This window comes from Streptomyces sp. NBC_00335 (assembly GCF_036127095.1).
Lineage (GTDB): Bacteria > Actinomycetota > Actinomycetes > Streptomycetales > Streptomycetaceae > Streptomyces.
Genome location: NZ_CP108006.1, coordinates 5,815,805 through 5,833,159, shown reverse-complemented (window position 1 = coordinate 5,833,159; position 17,355 = coordinate 5,815,805). Strand labels below are relative to the sequence as shown.

General features: G+C 72.6%; 13 protein-coding genes. 5 read left to right on the top strand and 8 right to left on the bottom strand.

Annotated features, from left to right (window positions below):
* Positions 1–75 precede the first annotated feature (75 nt).
* Positions 76–1,494: an MFS transporter gene (locus tag OHA37_RS26255; RefSeq protein ID WP_266909024.1), complete on the top strand. Its 1,419-nt coding sequence runs from the start codon at positions 76–78 to the stop codon at positions 1,492–1,494.
* 16 nt (positions 1,495–1,510) lie between these two features.
* On the opposite strand, the gene OHA37_RS26250 is transcribed toward OHA37_RS26255, so the two are convergent.
* From OHA37_RS26250 to OHA37_RS26235, 4 genes are all read right to left on the bottom strand, one after another.
* The gene (locus OHA37_RS26250; RefSeq protein WP_266909023.1) at positions 1,511–2,023 is read right to left on the bottom strand and encodes a hypothetical protein; all 513 of its coding nucleotides are present in this window, start codon (positions 2,021–2,023) and stop codon (positions 1,511–1,513) included.
* Positions 2,020–3,012: a class I SAM-dependent methyltransferase gene (locus OHA37_RS26245; protein WP_266909022.1), complete on the bottom strand. Its 993-nt coding sequence runs from the start codon at positions 3,010–3,012 to the stop codon at positions 2,020–2,022. The genes OHA37_RS26250 and OHA37_RS26245 overlap by 4 nt, the downstream gene beginning before the upstream one ends.
* 49 nt (positions 3,013–3,061) lie before the next feature.
* A complete protein-coding gene (locus OHA37_RS26240; RefSeq protein WP_266909021.1) occupies positions 3,062–3,838 on the bottom strand; it encodes a sulfite exporter TauE/SafE family protein in 777 nt (258 codons plus the stop codon).
* Positions 3,839–4,527: 689 nt separating this feature from the next.
* On the bottom strand, positions 4,528–5,829 hold the full coding sequence (locus OHA37_RS26235) for a ferredoxin reductase family protein (RefSeq protein WP_266909020.1): 1,302 nt from the start codon (positions 5,827–5,829) through the stop codon (positions 4,528–4,530).
* 166 nt (positions 5,830–5,995) lie between these two features.
* Between OHA37_RS26235 and OHA37_RS26230 the strand changes: the two genes are divergently transcribed.
* The 3 genes from OHA37_RS26230 to nirD are packed head-to-tail and all read left to right on the top strand — an operon-like array spanning position 5,996 to position 10,277.
* Positions 5,996–7,357, top strand: coding sequence for an NAD(P)/FAD-dependent oxidoreductase (locus tag OHA37_RS26230; RefSeq protein ID WP_266909019.1), 1,362 nt, complete (start codon positions 5,996–5,998; stop codon positions 7,355–7,357).
* Positions 7,358–7,359: 2 nt separating this feature from the next.
* On the top strand, positions 7,360–9,945 hold the full coding sequence (nirB, locus tag OHA37_RS26225) for a nitrite reductase large subunit NirB (protein WP_443046218.1): 2,586 nt from the start codon (positions 7,360–7,362) through the stop codon (positions 9,943–9,945).
* Positions 9,942–10,277 (top strand): nitrite reductase small subunit NirD, encoded by a 336-nt coding sequence (gene nirD, locus OHA37_RS26220; RefSeq protein ID WP_266909018.1) that lies wholly within the window; start codon positions 9,942–9,944, stop codon positions 10,275–10,277. Before nirB ends, nirD begins: the two co-directional genes overlap by 4 nt.
* A gap of 3 nt (positions 10,278–10,280) precedes the next feature.
* On the opposite strand, the gene OHA37_RS26215 is transcribed toward nirD, so the two are convergent.
* Both OHA37_RS26215 and OHA37_RS26210 read right to left on the bottom strand, forming a co-directional pair.
* Positions 10,281–10,688, bottom strand: coding sequence for a VOC family protein (locus OHA37_RS26215; RefSeq protein ID WP_266909017.1), 408 nt, complete (start codon positions 10,686–10,688; stop codon positions 10,281–10,283).
* Between the two features lie 123 nt (positions 10,689–10,811).
* Positions 10,812–11,276, bottom strand: coding sequence for a group III truncated hemoglobin (locus tag OHA37_RS26210; protein ID WP_266909016.1), 465 nt, complete (start codon positions 11,274–11,276; stop codon positions 10,812–10,814).
* 257 nt (positions 11,277–11,533) lie between these two features.
* Between OHA37_RS26210 and OHA37_RS26205 the strand changes: the two genes are divergently transcribed.
* On the top strand, positions 11,534–12,694 hold the full coding sequence (locus OHA37_RS26205) for an alkaline phosphatase PhoX (protein WP_266909015.1): 1,161 nt from the start codon (positions 11,534–11,536) through the stop codon (positions 12,692–12,694).
* 139 nt (positions 12,695–12,833) lie between these two features.
* Here OHA37_RS26205 and OHA37_RS26200 read toward each other — a convergent pair whose 3' ends face one another.
* Positions 12,834–13,922, bottom strand: a complete 1,089-nt coding sequence (locus tag OHA37_RS26200) for an ArsR/SmtB family transcription factor (protein ID WP_266909014.1) — start codon at positions 13,920–13,922, stop codon at positions 12,834–12,836.
* Positions 13,923–14,415: 493 nt separating this feature from the next.
* Positions 14,416–17,124: a pyruvate, phosphate dikinase gene (ppdK, locus tag OHA37_RS26195; RefSeq protein ID WP_266909013.1), complete on the bottom strand. Its 2,709-nt coding sequence runs from the start codon at positions 17,122–17,124 to the stop codon at positions 14,416–14,418.
* Positions 17,125–17,355 lie beyond the last annotated feature (231 nt).

The window sequence follows — 17,355 nt, the reverse complement described above, 5'->3', positions numbered from 1 at the left end:
GCCGCCACGCGGTCGGAGCATGGGCCGACATCCGAAGCCGGCGGCCGACAGACCGCCTGGACAGAAGGCGGACCCATGACCACGACGATCCCGGCCGGGACGGCAGCGGGGCCCGGGCCCGCCCTCGGCGCGCGCCGCCGGTGGACGGTACTGGCCGTCTGCGCGCTGAGCATGTTCCTCATCGGAGTGGACACCACCATCGTCAACGTGGGTCTGCCCGCGATCGGACGGGGCCTGGAGGTGGGCACCCGCGGTCTGGAATGGGTCGTGGACGCCTACACCGTGGTCCTGGCCAGCCTCCTCATCGCCTCCGGCGCCCTCGCGGACCGGTTCGGACGCCGTCGCGTGTTCCGGTGCGGGCTGGTCGTCTTCGGTCTCGCCTCCGTCGCCTGCGCCCTGGCGCCCTCGCTCGGCTTCCTCGTCGCGGCGCGGGCCGTCCAGGGGATCGGGGCCTCGATGCTGAGCCCGGTGGCCCTGGCGATCGTGGTCAACGCGATGCCCGATCCGCGGGAGCGGGCCCGGGCCATCGGCCTGTGGGCTTCCGTCTTCGGGCTCAGCATGGCCGCGGGCCCGGTCGTCGGCGGGGCCCTCATCGCCGCCTTCGGCTGGCGGTCGGTGTTCTGGATCAACGCCCCGGTGGTCGTCGGCGCGCTCGTCCTGGTCGCGTTGTTCGTGCCGGAGTCCCGCGGTCAGCGCGCCCGGCGGCTCGATCTGCCCGGCCAGCTGCTCCTCACGACCGCCCTGTGCGTCTCGGTCGGCGTCCTGATCGAGGGCCCCCGCATCGGCTGGGCCTCCCCCACGGCTCTGACCTGCTACGCCGTCGTCACGGCGGCCGCGACGGCCTTCGTCCGGGTCGAGCTCCGCCGGCCCGAGCCCCTGATCGACCCCCGGCTGTTCCGGCGGCCGCCCTTCGCCTCGGCGGTACTGGGCGCGGTGGCGGTGTTCACCGCGCTGAGCGTGAGCCTGCTGCTCACCACCCTGTATCTGCAGAACGCCCGCGGCTGGACCCCGCTCGCGGCCGGTGCGGCGACCCTGCCCATGGCGCTCGGGGCCACCGTGTGCGCTCCGTGGTCCGGCAGCCTGACGGGGCGACTCGGGCCGCGGCGTCCGCTCCTGCTCGCGGGCGGCTTCACCGCGGCGGGCGGGCTCTGCCTCGTGGACCTGGGCCCGGACACGGGCGTGCCGCTGCTCCTGCTGGCCCACCTGCTCATCGGCATCGGGTTCGGCTTCGCCAACGCCCCGCTCACCCACACCGCGGTCGGCGGCCTGTCGCCGTCCCGCGCCGGTGTGGCCGGAGCCGTCACCTCCACCGCCCGCCAGGTCGGATCGGCGGTCGGCATAGCCGTCGCGGGGGCCCTGGCCGCGGGCGCCGGCCCGGACGGCCTCGCCCGGGCGTCCCGGCCGGGCTGGCTGCTCGTGACGTGCTGCGGACTGTTCCTCATCGTGGTGGCCCGGGCCTCCGGGGCCCGGCAGGACCCGAAAGAGAGGGCCTAGGCGTCCTACGACGGGCCTAGACCGGAAACGCGTACCAGCGGCGGTGGACGTACGGCTCCACGCACAGGACCGCGGCCCCCGCCACGACTCCCACCAGGAGCGAGGTCCAGCCGCCCCCGGCGACGAGCGCACCGGCGCAGGCCCCGGCCACGACCAGCGGACGGGCCAGGGTCAGCGGGCCGAGCCCGACGACCATGGAGAGCGTGCTGGCCCGGTACGGCAGGGCGAAGTAGGCGGCGAGCGAGAGCCCGACGGCGAGGGCGTAGGCCCCGATCGGGACGAGGAAGCCGGTCCCGCCGTCGGCGAGGACCCCGTACGCCCGGTCGGTGTCCTCGGCGAGCAACAGGACGGCGCCGGCCGTGAGGGCGGGGGCGAGCAGCAGGACGGCGCCGACCGCCAGCCCGCGCAGGGAGGCGCGCAGGACGGCACGGTGCTTGCGGATCCGGGCGTCGCGGCCGGCGTAGGCGCGGAAGCCGCTGAACGCCGCGTCGACGAGGCCGAGGGCGGCGAGCGGCAGGACCGGGTTCATCGCCCGGCCCCTGAGGCGGCCCCGGAGGCGGACCAGGACGCGGCGTCGTGCCTCGGCGGTCCGCCGCGGGTCAGGTGCTCCGCGCCCACGAGCCGCCGGGAGGAACGCCCGAGGGCCTGGCGCAGCGGGTCCTCCAGGTAGGGGCGGATGCCGAGGACCGGGCGCAGGGTGGTGCAGAAGGGGTTGGACAGGCCCTTGGGCTCGTAGAGCAGCGGCCGGATGCCCGGTACGGTCGCGGCGCGCAGCAGGGTTTCGTCCGAGTGGGCGCGCCGGGCGGAGACGACCCCGTCGTGGCGGCCGAGCGGATGACGCATCCGGGCGCGGTGGAACATCCAGGCGCCCACGGGCGCCAGCCGGGTGGCGGCGATGTCGAAGTGGCAGAAGGCGAGCGCCTGGGAGTCGGCCTGCGCCTCGAAGAACTCGGCGAGCGCCGGCCCGCGGAAGTGGTGGAGCACCCCGGTGGAGACGTAGACGGTGGCGATCTCCGGGAGGTCGAAGGCGTTGCCGTGGACGAACCGGCAGTCGAGTCCCTCGGCGCGGGCCAGCCGGTCCGCCTCGGCGACGAGGGCGGCGTCGAGGTCGACGCCGATCAGCTCGACGTTCGGGCCGAGGGCGCCGGTGGACGCCAGCCAGCGGACGAGGTAGCCGAGACCGGATCCGATGTCGACCAGGCGGAACCGGCCGCGGCGGCCCGCGATCTCGCGGATGGCCTCGAACAGCGGGTCCAGTACGTGCACCAGCCGTTCCCCGATGCGCAGTTCCTCGCTGAGCCGCTGCAGCTCGGTGTGGACCCCGATCATCAGCCGGTCCACGGCGAGCGGGTCGAGCACGTCGTCCGGGCCGGCCGGCAGCCCGGCGACGATCCGGGCCGCACGCGGATCCCCCGCCTCGTCGAGCCGGCGGACCACATCACCCCGGCGCACCGGCATCCGCGCTCCGCTGAGCGGATCGGTGACGGTGATCAGGTCGGATATCTCAAGGTGGGGCACACCCGCAACTTTATCCCCCGGCCGCGGTCCGGCCCGTGCGCGTGCCGGGTCAGCCCCACTGTTCGAAACCCAGCTTCAGCACCAGGCCGCCGACGACCGTCAGGAGCACTCCGCGGACGAATCCGCTGCCCTTCTTCAGTGCCATCCGGGCGCCGATCATGCCGCCGGCCAGGTTGAACACGGCCATCAGGGCGGCCAGTTGCCACAGCACCATGCCCTGGTACGCGAACATCGCGAGCGCTCCGCCGTTGGTGCAGACGTTGACGATCTTCGCCGTGGCGGAGGCGGTGACCAGGTCGAGGTGGAGCAGGGCCGTCAGGGCCAGCACGAGGAAGGTGCCGGTGCCGGGGCCGATCAGCCCGTCGTAGAAGCCGATGCCGAGACCGGCCAGGGCGATGGTGAGCAGGACGCGCCGGCGGCTGACGGCGGCGGCTCCGGGAGCGACGCCGAAGCCGGGGCGGAAGAGGACGAAAGCCGCGACGACCACCAGGACCACCATGATCAGCGGGCGCAGCGCGTCCTTGCTGATGCCGCCGGCCAGGGCGGCCCCGCCCATCGAGCCGACGAGCGCGGCCAGGCCGATGCGGACGGCGAGCTTCACGTCCACCGAGGTCTTGCGCAGGTACGACACTGCCGCGCCGGAGGTCCCCACGATGGCGACGGCCTTGTTGGTGCCGAGGACGGTGGCGGGATGGGCGTGGGGCAGGCCCAGCAGCAGGGCGGGCAGGAGCAGCAGGCCGCCGCCGCCCACGACGGCGTCGATCCAGCCGGCCGCGGCGGCGGCCACGCACAGCATGATGATCATGGTTGTCGATATGTCAGGCACGGCCCGACCTTATGGAGCGGTTGGGTGCAGTGGCCATCAATCCCCGGAAACTTGCGCAAAGGTTGAGCTTCGCCCGGCCGGAGCCCGGTCCGGGGCCGCGGGAGCCGAGGGATCCACCACCGCCGTCAGCACGCTCGCCGCCAGCACACTGGCCAACCCGAGCCCCGCCGCCAACCGCCGGGCGGGCGGTACGGCCCCGAGCACGTCCAGCACCACCCGCACCGGTGAGACCCGCGGCCGACGATGCCGGGCCGCAGCCACGGCCACGAACGGCGGCCCCTTCGGCCGCTCCGGCACCCAAAGCCCGGGTCTAGGCCCGGGCGCAGCCAAACCCAGCCCGTCCGGCGCTTGGGAACCGGGCCAGGGGCCGAGGCCAGGCGCAACCAAACCCAGCCCGTCCGGCGCTTGAGAACCGGGGCCGGGGCCGGGCCAGGGGCCGAGGCCGGCCGCAGCCAAATCCAGCCCGTCCGGCGTTTGAGGACCGGGGTCCGGGGCGGAGCCCCGGCTGGGGGTCCCCCCGGACGGAGTCTGGGGGATGGGCGAAGGGCGGGTAGGGGACGAGCCCCGCGCAGCGGCCAGGGACACGGGCAGGGTGACGTGCAACGGGTGACGCACGGAGCGGCGACCTCTCGGGTGCGGGCGCGGGCGCAGGGGCGGAAACGGGGGCGGGGCCGGAATCAGGCGCGGGCTCAGAAGCCAAAGCACTCGGCGTGGATCCGCCCCGCCGGCACCCCCGCCCGCAACAGCGCCGACTGCGTGGCGTCCGCCATCCCCGGCGGCCCGCACAGGTACACGTCGTGCTCGGCCAGCTCCGGGACCAGCTCGGCCAGCGCCTGCGGAGCCAGCGGGTCGAAGGCGGCGCCCGACGGCCCGAGCAGGTAGTGCAGCCCGGCCTGCCGTTCGGCGGCGATGGCCTCCAGTTCGGAGCGCAGCACAAGGTGCTCCTCTGCGCCCGCCCGGTAGAGCAGGGTGATGTCCCCCGGCCCGCCGGGCAGGGTCTCGAACAGGGCCCGCATCGGGGTGATCCCGACCCCGCCGGCGATCAGCAGCACCTTGGCCCGGGTCCGCCGGGCGGCGGTGAGCGCCCCGAAGGGGCCGGTGGCCAGCACCCGGGTGCCGGGGCGCAGCCTGCGGATCCGGCGGGAGTGGCCGCCGAGGGCCTTCACGGTGATGCGCAGGGTGTTCCCGCGGACCGGCGCCGACAGCGAGAACGGCAGCGCGGTGTGCCACAGCCGCCGCTGGAGGAACCGCCAGCGCAGGAACTGCCCCGGCTCCGCGCGCAGCTCCGCGAGGTGCTCCCCGTAGACGAGGACGGAGACCACTCCGGGCCCCTCCGTTCGGACCTCGGCGACGCGCAGCGCGTGCCGCAGGGCCTGCCGTACGGGGACCACGGCGCGGTACCAGACCAGCAGGACGGCGACCACCGCGTGCGCGAGGGCCCAGAACCAGGCGACGGGGGCCAGGTCGGGCCCGGCGAGCTGGTGTCCGAAGGCGAGGGCGGCGGCGAGGTACACCAGCAGGTGGACGCCCCGCCAGGTTTCGTGGCTGACCCGGCGGCGTACGGAGCGGGCGGAGGTGATGCCGACGGCGACCAGGAGGACGGTCCCGGCCGCCGCGGCGGCCAGAGCCGGGTAGCCGAGCAGCTCCCGGACCGCCGAGAGCACGTCGACCCCCTCGTGCACGGCGTAGCCGCAGAGCGCGAAGGCCGCGTGCCCGAAACAGAGGAGCAGGACGTGGCGGCCGCCCAGCGCGTGCCAGCGGGCGAGCCGGGCCGCGCCCACCCCGTGCTCGACGGCGGGGACCCGGGCCATGAGGAACAGCAGGACGAGCACCCCGTACCCGGCGAGCAGGCCGGACAGGTGCGCGGCGGTGGCGAACAGCGCGTCGAGCCGGGCCGAGGGCCGCACCTGGGCGGCCCACAGCAGGGCCACGGTCCCCGCCCCGCCGAGCATCCCGCCCTTGACCCGAACCGCCATGTCTCGCTCTCGCATACGGCCACGCTACGGGCGCTCCGGCGGGCTCCCCGGCCCTCCCGTGATCCTTAAGGCGGCCTTGAGGAACGCCTCACGGACGCTTAACCCGCACGCTGAGGTCGGCGTTCCGTCGGGGAAACAACGGCGATGCCGTGGGGAAACAGCGGCCGCGCACTCTCGTGTCATGACCTCGGAACAGCAACGCGTGGTGGTGATCGGCGGCGGCCTCGCCGGCCTGCGGCTCGCCGCCCGGCTGGGCGGGGACGTCCGCGTCCTCGGTGAGGAGGCGCACGCCCCCTACAACCGGGTCCTCCTCGCGGAGGTCCTGGCCGGCCGGTACGCGCCGGAGGTGACGGCCCTCCCGGCCCCCGGCCCGGCGCTGCGCCGCGGCGTGCGGGCGGTACGGATCGACCGCGCGGAGCAGGTGGTGCACTGCGACGACGGCACGGTCGAGCCGTACGGCACCCTCGTCCTGGCCACGGGGTCGAACCCGGTGCTCCCTCCCCTGCGCGGCCTCTTCGAACCCGAAGGGCGGGAACTCCCCGCCGGGGTCCACGCGTTCCGCACCATGGACGACTGCCTGGCCCTGTCGGCGGCCGTACGTCCCGGGGTGCGCGCGGTGGTGATCGGCGGCGGCCTCCTCGGCGTCTCGGCGGCCCGCGCGCTGGCCGAGCGGGGCGCGCAGGTGGTCCTGGCGCAGCAGGGCGAGCGCCTGATGGAACGCCAACTCGACGCGGAAGCCTCGGAACTCCTGCGCACCCACCTGACAGACCTGGGCGTGGAGATCCACACGGAATGCCGCGTCCGCGGCCTGGCAACGACCACGGACCAGCCGCACCCTGCTGACGGCGTCAGCCGAGATCCAGCCCCTCGGGCGTTCGAGGAGCGGGTCCGGGCAGAGCCCGCAACGCCCCGCAGGGTCGCCGACCCCGCCCCGGGCCACCGCAAGGTCACCGGTGTCGACCTCGCCGTCGGCTACCGCCTGGACGCCGACATCGTCGTCCTCGCCTGCGGGGTCCGCCCCCGCACGGGCCTCGCCCAGGCCGCCGGCCTCGACGTCCGCAAGGGCATCCTCGTCGACGACGAGCTCCGCACCAGCGACCCCCGCATCCACGCCGTCGGCGACTGCGCCGAGCACGAGGGCCGGGTGTACGGCCTGGCCGGCCCCGCCCTCGAACAGGCCGACGCCCTCGCCGGAGTCCTGCTCGGAACCGGCAAGGGACTTGACCAGGACCCCGCCTACAACGGGACCCGCGCCCTGACCCGCCTCACCCTGACCGCCGGCGGCGACCGGCCCCTCGACCTCGCCGCCTTCGGCGAGACCACCCCGCTCCCCGGCGACGACGTGGTCCGGCTCACCGACGCCACCCGCCGCACCTACCGCAAGGTCGTCGTCCGCGGCGACCGCCTCGTCGGCGGGGTCCTGCTCGGCGAACTCTCCAGCGTGGGCGCCCTCGCCCGCAGCTGGGAGGACGGCGCCCCCCTCACCGACCAGCACGGTCTGATCGACCTGCACCACCTGCTCACCGACGACGGAGGCTCCTGATCATGGCCGCAGCCACGCCCACGCCCGCCCCGGGCACCGCCCAGGCCACCACCCAGGCCCCCGGAACCCGCCCCGCCCTCGTGCTCATCGGCCACGGCATGGTCGGCCAGCGGTACCTGGAGGCGCTCGCCGAACTCGGCGCCACCGCCACGCACCGGATCACCGTGCTCTGCGAGGAGCCTCGGCCCGCCTACGACCGCGTGCACCTGACCTCGTACTTCTCCGGCAGCACCCCCGAGGACCTCTCCCTCACCCCGGCCTCCTTCATGGAGGAGCACGGGATCGCCCTGCACCTCGACGACCCGGCCGAGAGCATCGACCGCGAAGCCCGCACCGTCACGTCCCGCACGGGGCAGGTGTTCCCGTACGACGTGCTCGTGCTCGCGACCGGCAGCTACCCCTTCGTGCCGCCCGTCCCCGGCAAGGACGCCCCGGGCTGTTTCGTGTACCGCACCATCGAGGACCTCCTCGCGATCGAGGAGTACGCCAAGACCCGCACCACCGGCGCCGTGGTCGGCGGCGGCCTGCTCGGGCTGGAGGCCGCCGGCGCGCTCAAGGGCCTCGGACTCGCCACCCGCGTCGTGGAGTTCGCGCCCCGGCTGATGCCCGTCCAGGTCGACGAGGGCGGCGGCGCGGCCCTGCTGCGCACCATCGAGAACATGGGGCTGACCGTCCACACGGGCGTCGGCACCCAGGAGGTGCTCACCAGCGAGGACGGCTCGGTCAGCGGCATGAAGCTGTCCGACGGTTCCAGCGTCGACACGGACCTGGTCGTCTTCTCCGCCGGCGTCCGGCCCCGCGACCAGCTCGCCCGCGAGAGCGGCCTGACCGTCGGCGAACGCGGCGGCATCTCCGTCGACGCCCGCTGCCGCACCTCCGACCCGCACGTCTACGCCATCGGCGAGTGCGCGCTCGCCTCCGACGGCCGCGTCTACGGGCTGGTCGCCCCCGGCTACGAGATGGCGGAGACGGCCGCGGCCGACCTGCTGGGCCGCGAGAAGGAGTTCACCGGCGCCGACCTCTCCACCAAGCTCAAGCTCCTCGGCGTGGACGTGGCCTCCTTCGGCGACGCCCACGGAGCCACCGCCGGCAGTCTCGACGTCGTCTACTCCGACTCCCGCTCGGGCGTCTACAAGAAGGTGGTCGTCTCCGCCGAAGGAGTCCTGCTCGGCGGCGTCCTGGTCGGCGACGCCGACTCCTACGGCCTGCTGCGCCCGCTCACCGGCTCCGTACCGCCCGTCACCCCCGAGCAGCTGGTGCTGCCCGCCGGCGCCGGCGCACCCGTCGCGCTCGGCCCGGCCTCGCTCCCGGACGGCGCGGTGATCTGCTCCTGCCACAACGTCACCAAGAAGGCGATCACCGCCCACACCACGGTGCCCGAGGTCAAGAAGTGCACCAAGGCGGGCACCGGCTGCGGAAGCTGCCTCAAGGTGATCGGCCAGCTGATGCCGCCGGCCGCCGACAAGGGGCTCTGCGACTGCTTCCCCTTCACCCGCGCCGAGCTCTACGAGATCGTCCGCACCCTGCGCGTGACCTCGTACGAGAAGCTCCTCGACAGCCACGGCCGCGAGGAGGCGCGCGGCGGCGAGGGCTGCGAGGTCTGCAAGCCCACCGTCGGTTCGATCATCGCCTCGCTCGCCCCCACCCTCGGAGCGAGCGGCTACGTCCTGGACGGGGAGCAGGCCGCCCTCCAGGACACCAACGACCACTTCCTGGCCAACATGCAGCGCAACGGCTCGTACTCGGTCGTGCCGCGCATTCCCGGCGGCGAGATCACCCCCGACAAGCTCATCGTGATCGGTGAGGTCGCCCGCGACTTCGGCCTCTACACGAAGATCACCGGCGGGCAGCGCATCGACCTCTTCGGCGCCGCCCTCGACGACCTCCCCCGCATCTGGGCCCGGCTCGTCGAGGCCGGATTCGAGTCCGGGCACGCGTACGGCAAGGCCCTGCGGACGGTGAAGTCCTGCGTGGGCCAGACCTGGTGCCGCTACGGGGTCCAGGACTCCGTACGGATGGCCATCGACCTGGAGCTGCGCTACCGCGGCCTGCGCGCCCCGCACAAGCTCAAGTCGGCGGTGTCCGGCTGCGCCCGCGAGTGCGCGGAGGCGCAGAGCAAGGACTTCGGGATCATCGCGACGGCGAGCGGCTGGAACCTCTACGTCGGCGGCAACGGCGGGGCCACCCCGCGCCACGCAGACCTCCTCGCCCAGGACCTGTCCGACGCCGAACTGGTGCGGCTCATCGACCGGTTCCTGATGTTCTACATCCGCACCGCCGACCGGCTGGAGCGGACCTCCACCTGGCTGGACCGGCTGGAGGGCGGCCTGGAGCACCTGCGGGACGTGATCGTGCGCGATTCGCTCGGGCTGTGCGCGGAGCTGGAATCGCTGATGGCCGACCACGTGGCGCACTACCGCGACGAATGGGCCGAGACCCTGGACGACCCGGAGCGGCTGCGCCGGTTCGTGTCCTTCGTCAACGCCCCCGGCGCACCCGACCCGAGCGTGAAGTTCGTCCCCGAACGCGGTCAGGTCAAGCCCGACCTGACCGTGCTGACCCTGGAGCCCCTGGGAGGCACCCGATGACCGTGGAACTGCAGGTGGCGGAGGGATGGCTCACCGTGTGCGAGCTGTCGGCGCTGACCCCCGGGCGCGGGGTGGCGGCGCTGCTGCCCGACGGGAGCCAGGCCGCCGTGTTCGTCGACCGCGCGGGACGCCCGTACGCGATCGGCAACCGGGACCCCTTCACCGGGGCGCAGGTGCTCTCGCGCGGGCTGGTCGGCTCGGCCGCCGGGCGGGCCTTCGTGGCCTCGCCGCTGCTCAAGCAGCGCTTCGACCTGGAGTCGGGGCACTGCCTGGACGACGCGGAGGTGGCGGTCCGGACGTACCCGGTGCGGACCGCCGCGACCTCCGTCTGAGGCTCAGCCCTCGACGATCGACGGGTCCATCCACATGATCTCCCAGGTGTGGCCGGAGAGGTCGTCGAAGGCGCGGCCGTACATGACCCCGTGGTCCTGTGCGGGACGGGGCTCGGTGGCGCCCGCCGCCAGGGCCCCGTCGACGAGCTCGTCGACGGCGTCGCGGCTCTCGGCGCTCAGACACAGCAGCACCTCGGAGGTCTTGGTCGCGTCCGCGATGTCCTTGTGGGTGAAGTCCTTGTACCGGGCCTCGGTCAGGAACATGGCCACGATCGAGTCGGTGATGGGCATCGAGGCGCAGTTCTCGTCGGTGAACTGGGCGTTGAAGCCGTAACCGAGCTTGCCCCAGAAGGTCTTGGTGGCCTCCAGGTCCTTGACCGGCAGGTTGACGAAGATCATGGTGGAGGACATGGGGGTCTCTCTTCTCTCGGCGTGTTCCGTTGCTTTCGAGAGGTAGACCGCGGGCCCCCGGGGAACTCATCGCTCCCGGCGAAGTTTTTTCGACGTTTCTTCGGCGCGCTACGAACGTGCAGGTCAGGCCGTCATCGAGCGCAGCCTCAGGGCCGCCAGCGGTACGAAGCCCAGCCCGTCGGCGCTCTCCAGGGAGGCATCGGCGCCGGCCAGCCGCTTGTGCAGGGTCAGCGCGATCCGCTCGCCCTGGGCCTTGGCCCGCTCCGCGTTCGGCCCCCGGTGCAGTCCGTCGATCGTGGCCCGCCACAGCTGCACCCAGCGGCCGAAGTCCTCGGCGGTCATCTCGCGGGCCGACTGGAGCGCCGCGTGCGGGGCGAAGGCGTTGCGCCGGTAGTCGGCGCTGCGGAAGAGGGACCGCTCCCAGAAGTCGGTGATCCTGGGCAGGTGCACGTCGAGGTCGGTACCGGCGATCTCGGTGAAGAAGGGCCCGATCCGCGGGTCGGCGAAGGCCGCCGTGTAGAAGCGGCGCAGCACGACGTCGAGGTCGGCGCGGCCGGTGATGTCGGCGTCGGCGGCATGGGGGGTCATCACTCCACCATCCTCCCGCACCGGCCTCCTCCCCAGGGCAGAAAGTCCCGCATTACGCCGTCCCGCCCCCTGTCTGCTGCCGCTCCGATTCCAGGCCCGCCCGATTCGCCCGGCCCTCCGGGAGGATTGACCTCGTGCCGGTCGCTCCCGTGTCATATGGAATTGACGTCACGTCAACTCGACGGTTCTAAGTTCCTCGACGCGTGCGTGACTCCTCGCCCGACCGGGCGCGGAGCTCTCCTCCCACAGGAGTGACCGTGGAACGTCGTACCTTCCTTCGCGGGGCCGTCATCGGCTCCTCCGCCGCCGCCTTCGGCGGCACGCTGATGCACGGCGCGGCCTACGCGGCTCCCGCCCAGCCCGGCGCCGGACCCTACGGGGCGCTCGGTGCAGCCGACGCCAACGGCATCATGCTGCCCGCCGGCTTCAGCAGCCGGGTCATCGCCCGCTCCGGCCAGACCGTCGCCGGCACCTCGTACACCTGGCACAGCGCCCCCGACGGCGGTGCCTGTTTCGCCGACGGCACGGGCTGGATCTACGTGTCGAACTCGGAGATCAACCCCTCCGGCGGTGCGAGCGCGGTGAAGTTCAACTCCTCGGGCACCGTCACCGGCGCCTACCGGATCCTCTCCAACACCCGCCAGAACTGCGCGGGCGGCAAGACCCCGTGGAACACCTGGCTGTCCTGCGAGGAGGTCAGCCTCGGCTACGTCTACGAGACCGACCCGTACGGGGTCAACGCCTCCGTGCAGCGCCCCGCGATGGGCCGCTTCAAGCACGAGGCGGCCGCCGCCGACCCGGTGCGCCAGGTCATCTACCTCACCGAGGACGAGACCAGCGGCTGCTTCTACCGCTTCATCCCCACCACCTGGGGCAACCTCTCCTCCGGCACCCTCCAGGTCCTCAAGGCCGGCACCGCCACCTCCGGCTCCTTCACCTGGGCCAACGTCCCGGACCCGGACGGCTCGCCGACCACCACGCGCACCCAGGTCTCGGGCTCGAAGAAGTTCAACGGCGGCGAGGGCTGCCACTACGCCAACGACACGGTCTGGTTCACCACCAAGGGCGACAACCGGGTCTGGCAGCTCAACCTCGCGAACAGCACCTACGAGCTCGCCTACGACGACTCCCTGGTCCCCGGCGGCAACGCCCCCCTGACGGGCGTCGACAACGTCACGGGTTCCTCGTACGGCGACCTGTACATCGCCGAGGACGGCGGCAACCTGGAGATCTGCGTCATCACCCCGGACGACATCGTCGCCCCCTTCCTCCGGGTCACCGGCCAGTCCTCCTCGGAGATCACCGGCCCCGCCTTCTCCCCCGCCGGCAACCGCCTCTACTTCAGCAGCCAGCGCGGCACGAGCGGCAGCTCGACGGGCGGCATCACGTACGAGGTCACGGGCCCCTTCCGCACCTGACCGACCCACCGGCCGAGCCCAACTCCAGCCCCCCGGCGTTTGAGGCTCGGGGGTCGGGGGGCGGAGCCCCCGGCAACGGCGCCGCACGGCACCACCGGCCGCACCCCGACGGGTCACGAACCCGCCGGGGTGCGGCGCGTCACGACACCACGGCCCCACCCTTCAGCAGCGCAGCGCCAAGCGGCGTCACCGTGTGCAGCACCGCGTTGCCCCGCCGCAGCGTGGTGACCAGCCCGGCCTCCCGCATCACCCCCGCGTGCTGGCTCGCGGAGGCCAGCGAGACCCCGGCCCGCCGCGCCAGCTCGCTCGTGGTGGCCCCGTCGCCGATGGCCTGGAGCACCACCGACCGGGTGTGCCCGACGAGCTTGCCCAGGGTGTGCTGGCGGTGCCGGCGCCGCTCCTCCGCCGGCCGCGCCGCATCGCCGCCGGCGGCCTGCGCCGAGGCCAGCTCGGCCGCCGCCGGATACACCAGCACGGGCGGCAGCTCCGGATCGTGCAGGGTCACCGCCGTGCGCCGGCAGAAGAAGGAGGGCTGGAGCAGCAGCCCGCGCCCCCGCAGCCGTACGTCCCGGTCCACGGGGTAGTCGCACTCCAGCACCGGCGCCCGCCACCGCAGCATCGGCGGCAGCGAGGCCAGCAGCTCGTCCGCTCCCCCGTCGAGCAGCGCCCGCCCCCGCGCGGCCCGCTCGGCCTCGATCTGTGCCTGGATGTGGCTCCAGTACGGCTCCACGGCCGCCCGGTGGTACCGGCGCAGCTCCTCCATCAGCCGGGGCAGGTGCGCGGTGTCCCCTTCCATGAAGTCCCGCAGCCGCCTGGGGACCAGGACCTCGGAGCCCCGGTACGCGCCCCCGTCGGCCGCCGCCGGCATCCCGAAGGCCGCGGCCATGCCGGAGCCGCTCTCCACGCCCCTGCCGAGCAGCGTGAGCTCGCGCCGCAGCCGCTCGGGGCGGATCCCGCGCAGTGCGTCGAGGCCCACGTCCCACCCGTACTGCCCCTCCACGGGGGTCAGGAAATCGGGGAAATACCCGCGGCTCGGTATCAGCGCACCGAGAAGTCGTGTTTCACCATTCAACCTGGTGCGTGTTTCCGCACGCCAATCGCCGAAGAGCCGGGTATCCCGCCGGTCCCGTAAGCGGTGAAAACTCAGAATCGTTTCCCACAACGCATCCGGACGCCCTGCCATCCTTACGCGCGCGAGGTCCACTCCAGTGAAATGGATACGCAGCACCCGAACCCCCACCTGTGCAACCGCAATCCCCCCGCCCCTTGAGTATGCACGCCGTCACACGTGGTCACCATGGCCTTTCAGCCACAGTTGAAACCCCTTTCGGCGGAGGTGTGACAACCGAAATCCTGTACTCCGCCGGGCACACTCCGGCGCGACCGAAACGCTCCGCGAAGGCCGTGGGGGGCTTTGCGGGGCCTGGCGGTCGGTCGCACCGGGAAGCGCCGACGTGTCCGGCGGATTGGCGACAGGCGGTGGACGGGTGGGGATCCGTCCACCGCCTGTTGCCGTTAAGGCATCTGGAACAACATTGAACGAAGACTGGCCCGGGGGAACGCCCGCGAACACGGGGGAACGCCGGGCGGCGCCGTGAAACGCCGCAGAGCGCCGGGGAACAGCGGGCAAGGCCGGGGAAATAGACGCGCCTGCCACCGGACGTCAGGGAACCCGGGGGCAGGCGCGGTCGATGGGGCCCCGGCATCGGGGCCGCGGAGGGTCAGCGGCTGTCGCTGCCCTTCGCTTCGGCGGCGGCGCGGCCGGCCTCCAGGCGCGCGACCGGGATCCGGAACGGCGAGCAGGAGACGTAGTCCAGGCCCACCTCGTGGAAGAAGTGGACGGACTCGGGGTCGCCGCCGTGCTCTCCGCAGACGCCGAGCTTGAGGTCGGGGCGGGTGGCCCGGCCGGCCTCGACGGCGCTGCGGACCAGGGTGCCGACGCCGTCGCGGTCGATGGTCTCGAAGGGGGAGACCCCGAAGATGCCCTTCTCCAGGTAGGCGGTGAAGAAGCTGGCCTCGACGTCGTCGCGGGAGAAGCCCCACACGGTCTGGGTCAGGTCGTTCGTGCCGAAGGAGAAGAACTGCGCGGCCTCGGCGATCTGGCCGGCGGTGAGGGCGGCGCGGGGCAGCTCGATCATGGTGCCGATGGTCAGCTTGAGGTCGGTGCCGGTGGCGGCCTCGACCTCGGCGATGACCGCGTCGGCCTCCTCGCGGACGATCTCCAGCTCCTGGACGGTGCCCACGAGCGGGACCATGATCTCGGCGCGCGGGTCGCCCTTGGCGTTCTTGCGCTCGGCCGCGGCCTCGGCGATCGCCCGGACCTGCATCTTGAACAGGCCGGGGATGACCAGGCCGAGGCGGACGCCGCGCAGACCCAGCATCGGGTTCTGCTCGTGCAGCTTGTGCACGGCCTGGAGCAGGCGCAGGTCGTTCTCGTTGGCGTCCTTGCGGGACTCGGCGAGGGCGACGCGCACCGACAGCTCGGTGATGTCGGGCAGGAACTCGTGCAGCGGCGGGTCGAGCAGGCGGACGGTGACGGGCAGCCCGTCCATCGCCTCGAACAGCTCGACGAAGTCCTTCTTCTGCAGCGGCAGGAGGGCACTGAGTGCCTCCTCGCGCTCGTCGTCGGTGTCCGCGAGGATCAGACGCTCCACCAGTTCGCGGCGCTCGCCGAGGAACATGTGCTCGGTGCGGCACAGGCCGATGCCCTGGGCGCCGAAGCGGCGGGCGCGCAGCGCGTCCTCGGCGTTGTCGGCGTTGGCGCGCACGCGCAGGCGGCGTACGCGGTCGGCGTAGGCCATGATCCGGTGCACGGCGGCGACGAGCTCGTCGGCGTCGTCGGCGCCGGCGTGCATGCGGCCCTCGAAGTACTCGACGACCGGGGACGGTACGACGGGTACCTCACCGAGGTAGACCTTGCCGGTGGAGCCGTCGATGGAGACGACGTCGCCCTCTTCGACGACCGTCCCGCCGACCGTCATGCGGCGGCGCTTGGTGTCGACTTCGAGGTCCTCGGCGCCGCAGACGCAGGTCTTGCCCATGCCGCGGGCCACGACGGCGGCGTGCGAGGTCTTGCCGCCGCGCGAGGTCAGGATGCCCTCGGAGGCGATCATGCCGTCGAGGTCGTCCGGGTTGGTCTCGCGGCGGATCAGGATGACCTTCTCGCCGGACCGCGACCACTTGACGGCCGTGTAGGAGTCGAAGACGGCCTTGCCGACGGCCGCGCCCGGGGAGGCGGCGATGCCGCGGCCCAGCAGGGTGGTCTTCGCGTCCTCGTCGAAGCGGGGGAACATCAGCTGCGCGAGCTGGGCGCCGTTGACGCGCTGGAGGGCCTCGGCCTCGTCGATCAGGCCCTGGTCGACGAGCTGGGTGGCGATGCGGAAGGCGGCGCCGGCGGTGCGCTTGCCGACACGGGTCTGCAGCATCCACAGCTGGCCGCGCTCGATGGTGAACTCGATGTCGCAGAGATCCTTGTAGTGGGTCTCCAGCGTCGTCATGATCGTCATGAGCTGGTCGTACGAGACCTTGTCGATGGTCTCCAGGTCCGCGAGCGGCACGGTGTTGCGGATGCCCGCGACCACGTCCTCGCCCTGGGCGTTCTGGAGGTAGTCGCCGTAGACGCCCGCGTGGCCGGTGGCCGGGTCGCGGGTGAAGGCGACGCCGGTGCCCGAGTCGGGGCCGAGGTTGCCGAAGACCATGGAGCAGATGTTGACCGCGGTGCCCAGGTCGCTCGGGATGCGCTCCTGGCGGCGGTAAAGCTTGGCGCGGTCGGTGTTCCAGGAGTTGAAGACCGCTTCGACGGCGAGGTCGAGCTGCTCGCGGGCGTCCTGCGGGAAGTCGCGGCCGGCCTGCTTGGCGACGATCTTCTTGAAGCGGGTGACCAGCTTCTTCAGGTCGGCGGCGTCGAGGTCGGTGTCGACGGTGACCTTCTTGGCGGCCTTGGCCTCGTCGAGGGCCTCCTCGAACAGCTCGCCGTCCACGTCGAGGACGGTCTTGCCGAACATCTGGATCAGGCGGCGGTACGAGTCCCACGCGAAGCGCTCGTTACCGGCCTGGGTGGCGAGGCCGGTGACGGACTCGTCGGAGAGGCCGATGTTGAGGACCGTGTCCATCATGCCCGGCATCGAGAACTTGGCGCCGGAACGCACGGAGACCAGCAGCGGGTCGTCCGACTGGCCGAGCTTCTTGCCCATCTTCGCCTCGAGGGCGGCGAGGTGCGCGCTGACCTCTTCGCGCAGCTCGGCCGGGGCCTCGCCGCTGTCGAGGTAGACCTTGCAGGCCTCGGTGGTGATGGTGAAGCCGGGAGGGACCGGCAGACCCAGGTTGGTCATCTCGGCGAGGTTGGCACCCTTGCCGCCGAGAAGGTCCTTGAGGTCGCGGTTGCCCTCCGTGAAGTCGTAGACGAGCTTCTGATCTTTGTTTTCCGACACGGGTCTCGACTCCTCGAGGCTCGGTGGCTGCCCTGACGGCCAGGAACATACCCAGATCGAAGGCTTATGGGTACGTCCACTTGGCGGTCATACGGCCGTAACCACCTGGGTGCCAGCCAATCGAATGTAACTGGTGAGTAGCCAGAACACACGAAGACCTTTCAGGTCCCGAAGACCAAGGTGCCCACTGGGGCTTGTTTCCGCTCCGATGAGCGATCATCGATACATTTG

Coding starts and splice junctions, on each gene's coding strand:
- OHA37_RS26255 (WP_266909024.1), top strand. CDS start 76: ATGACCACGACGATCCCGGCCGGGACGGCAGCGGGGCCCGGGCCCGCC.
- OHA37_RS26250 (WP_266909023.1), bottom strand. CDS start 2,023: ATGAACCCGGTCCTGCCGCTCGCCGCCCTCGGCCTCGTCGACGCGGCG.
- OHA37_RS26235 (WP_266909020.1), bottom strand. CDS start 5,829: ATGCGAGAGCGAGACATGGCGGTTCGGGTCAAGGGCGGGATGCTCGGC.
- OHA37_RS26230 (WP_266909019.1), top strand. CDS start 5,996: ATGACCTCGGAACAGCAACGCGTGGTGGTGATCGGCGGCGGCCTCGCC.
- nirB (WP_443046218.1), top strand. CDS start 7,360: ATGGCCGCAGCCACGCCCACGCCCGCCCCGGGCACCGCCCAGGCCACC.
- nirD (WP_266909018.1), top strand. CDS start 9,942: ATGACCGTGGAACTGCAGGTGGCGGAGGGATGGCTCACCGTGTGCGAG.
- OHA37_RS26215 (WP_266909017.1), bottom strand. CDS start 10,688: ATGTCCTCCACCATGATCTTCGTCAACCTGCCGGTCAAGGACCTGGAG.
- OHA37_RS26210 (WP_266909016.1), bottom strand. CDS start 11,276: ATGACCCCCCATGCCGCCGACGCCGACATCACCGGCCGCGCCGACCTC.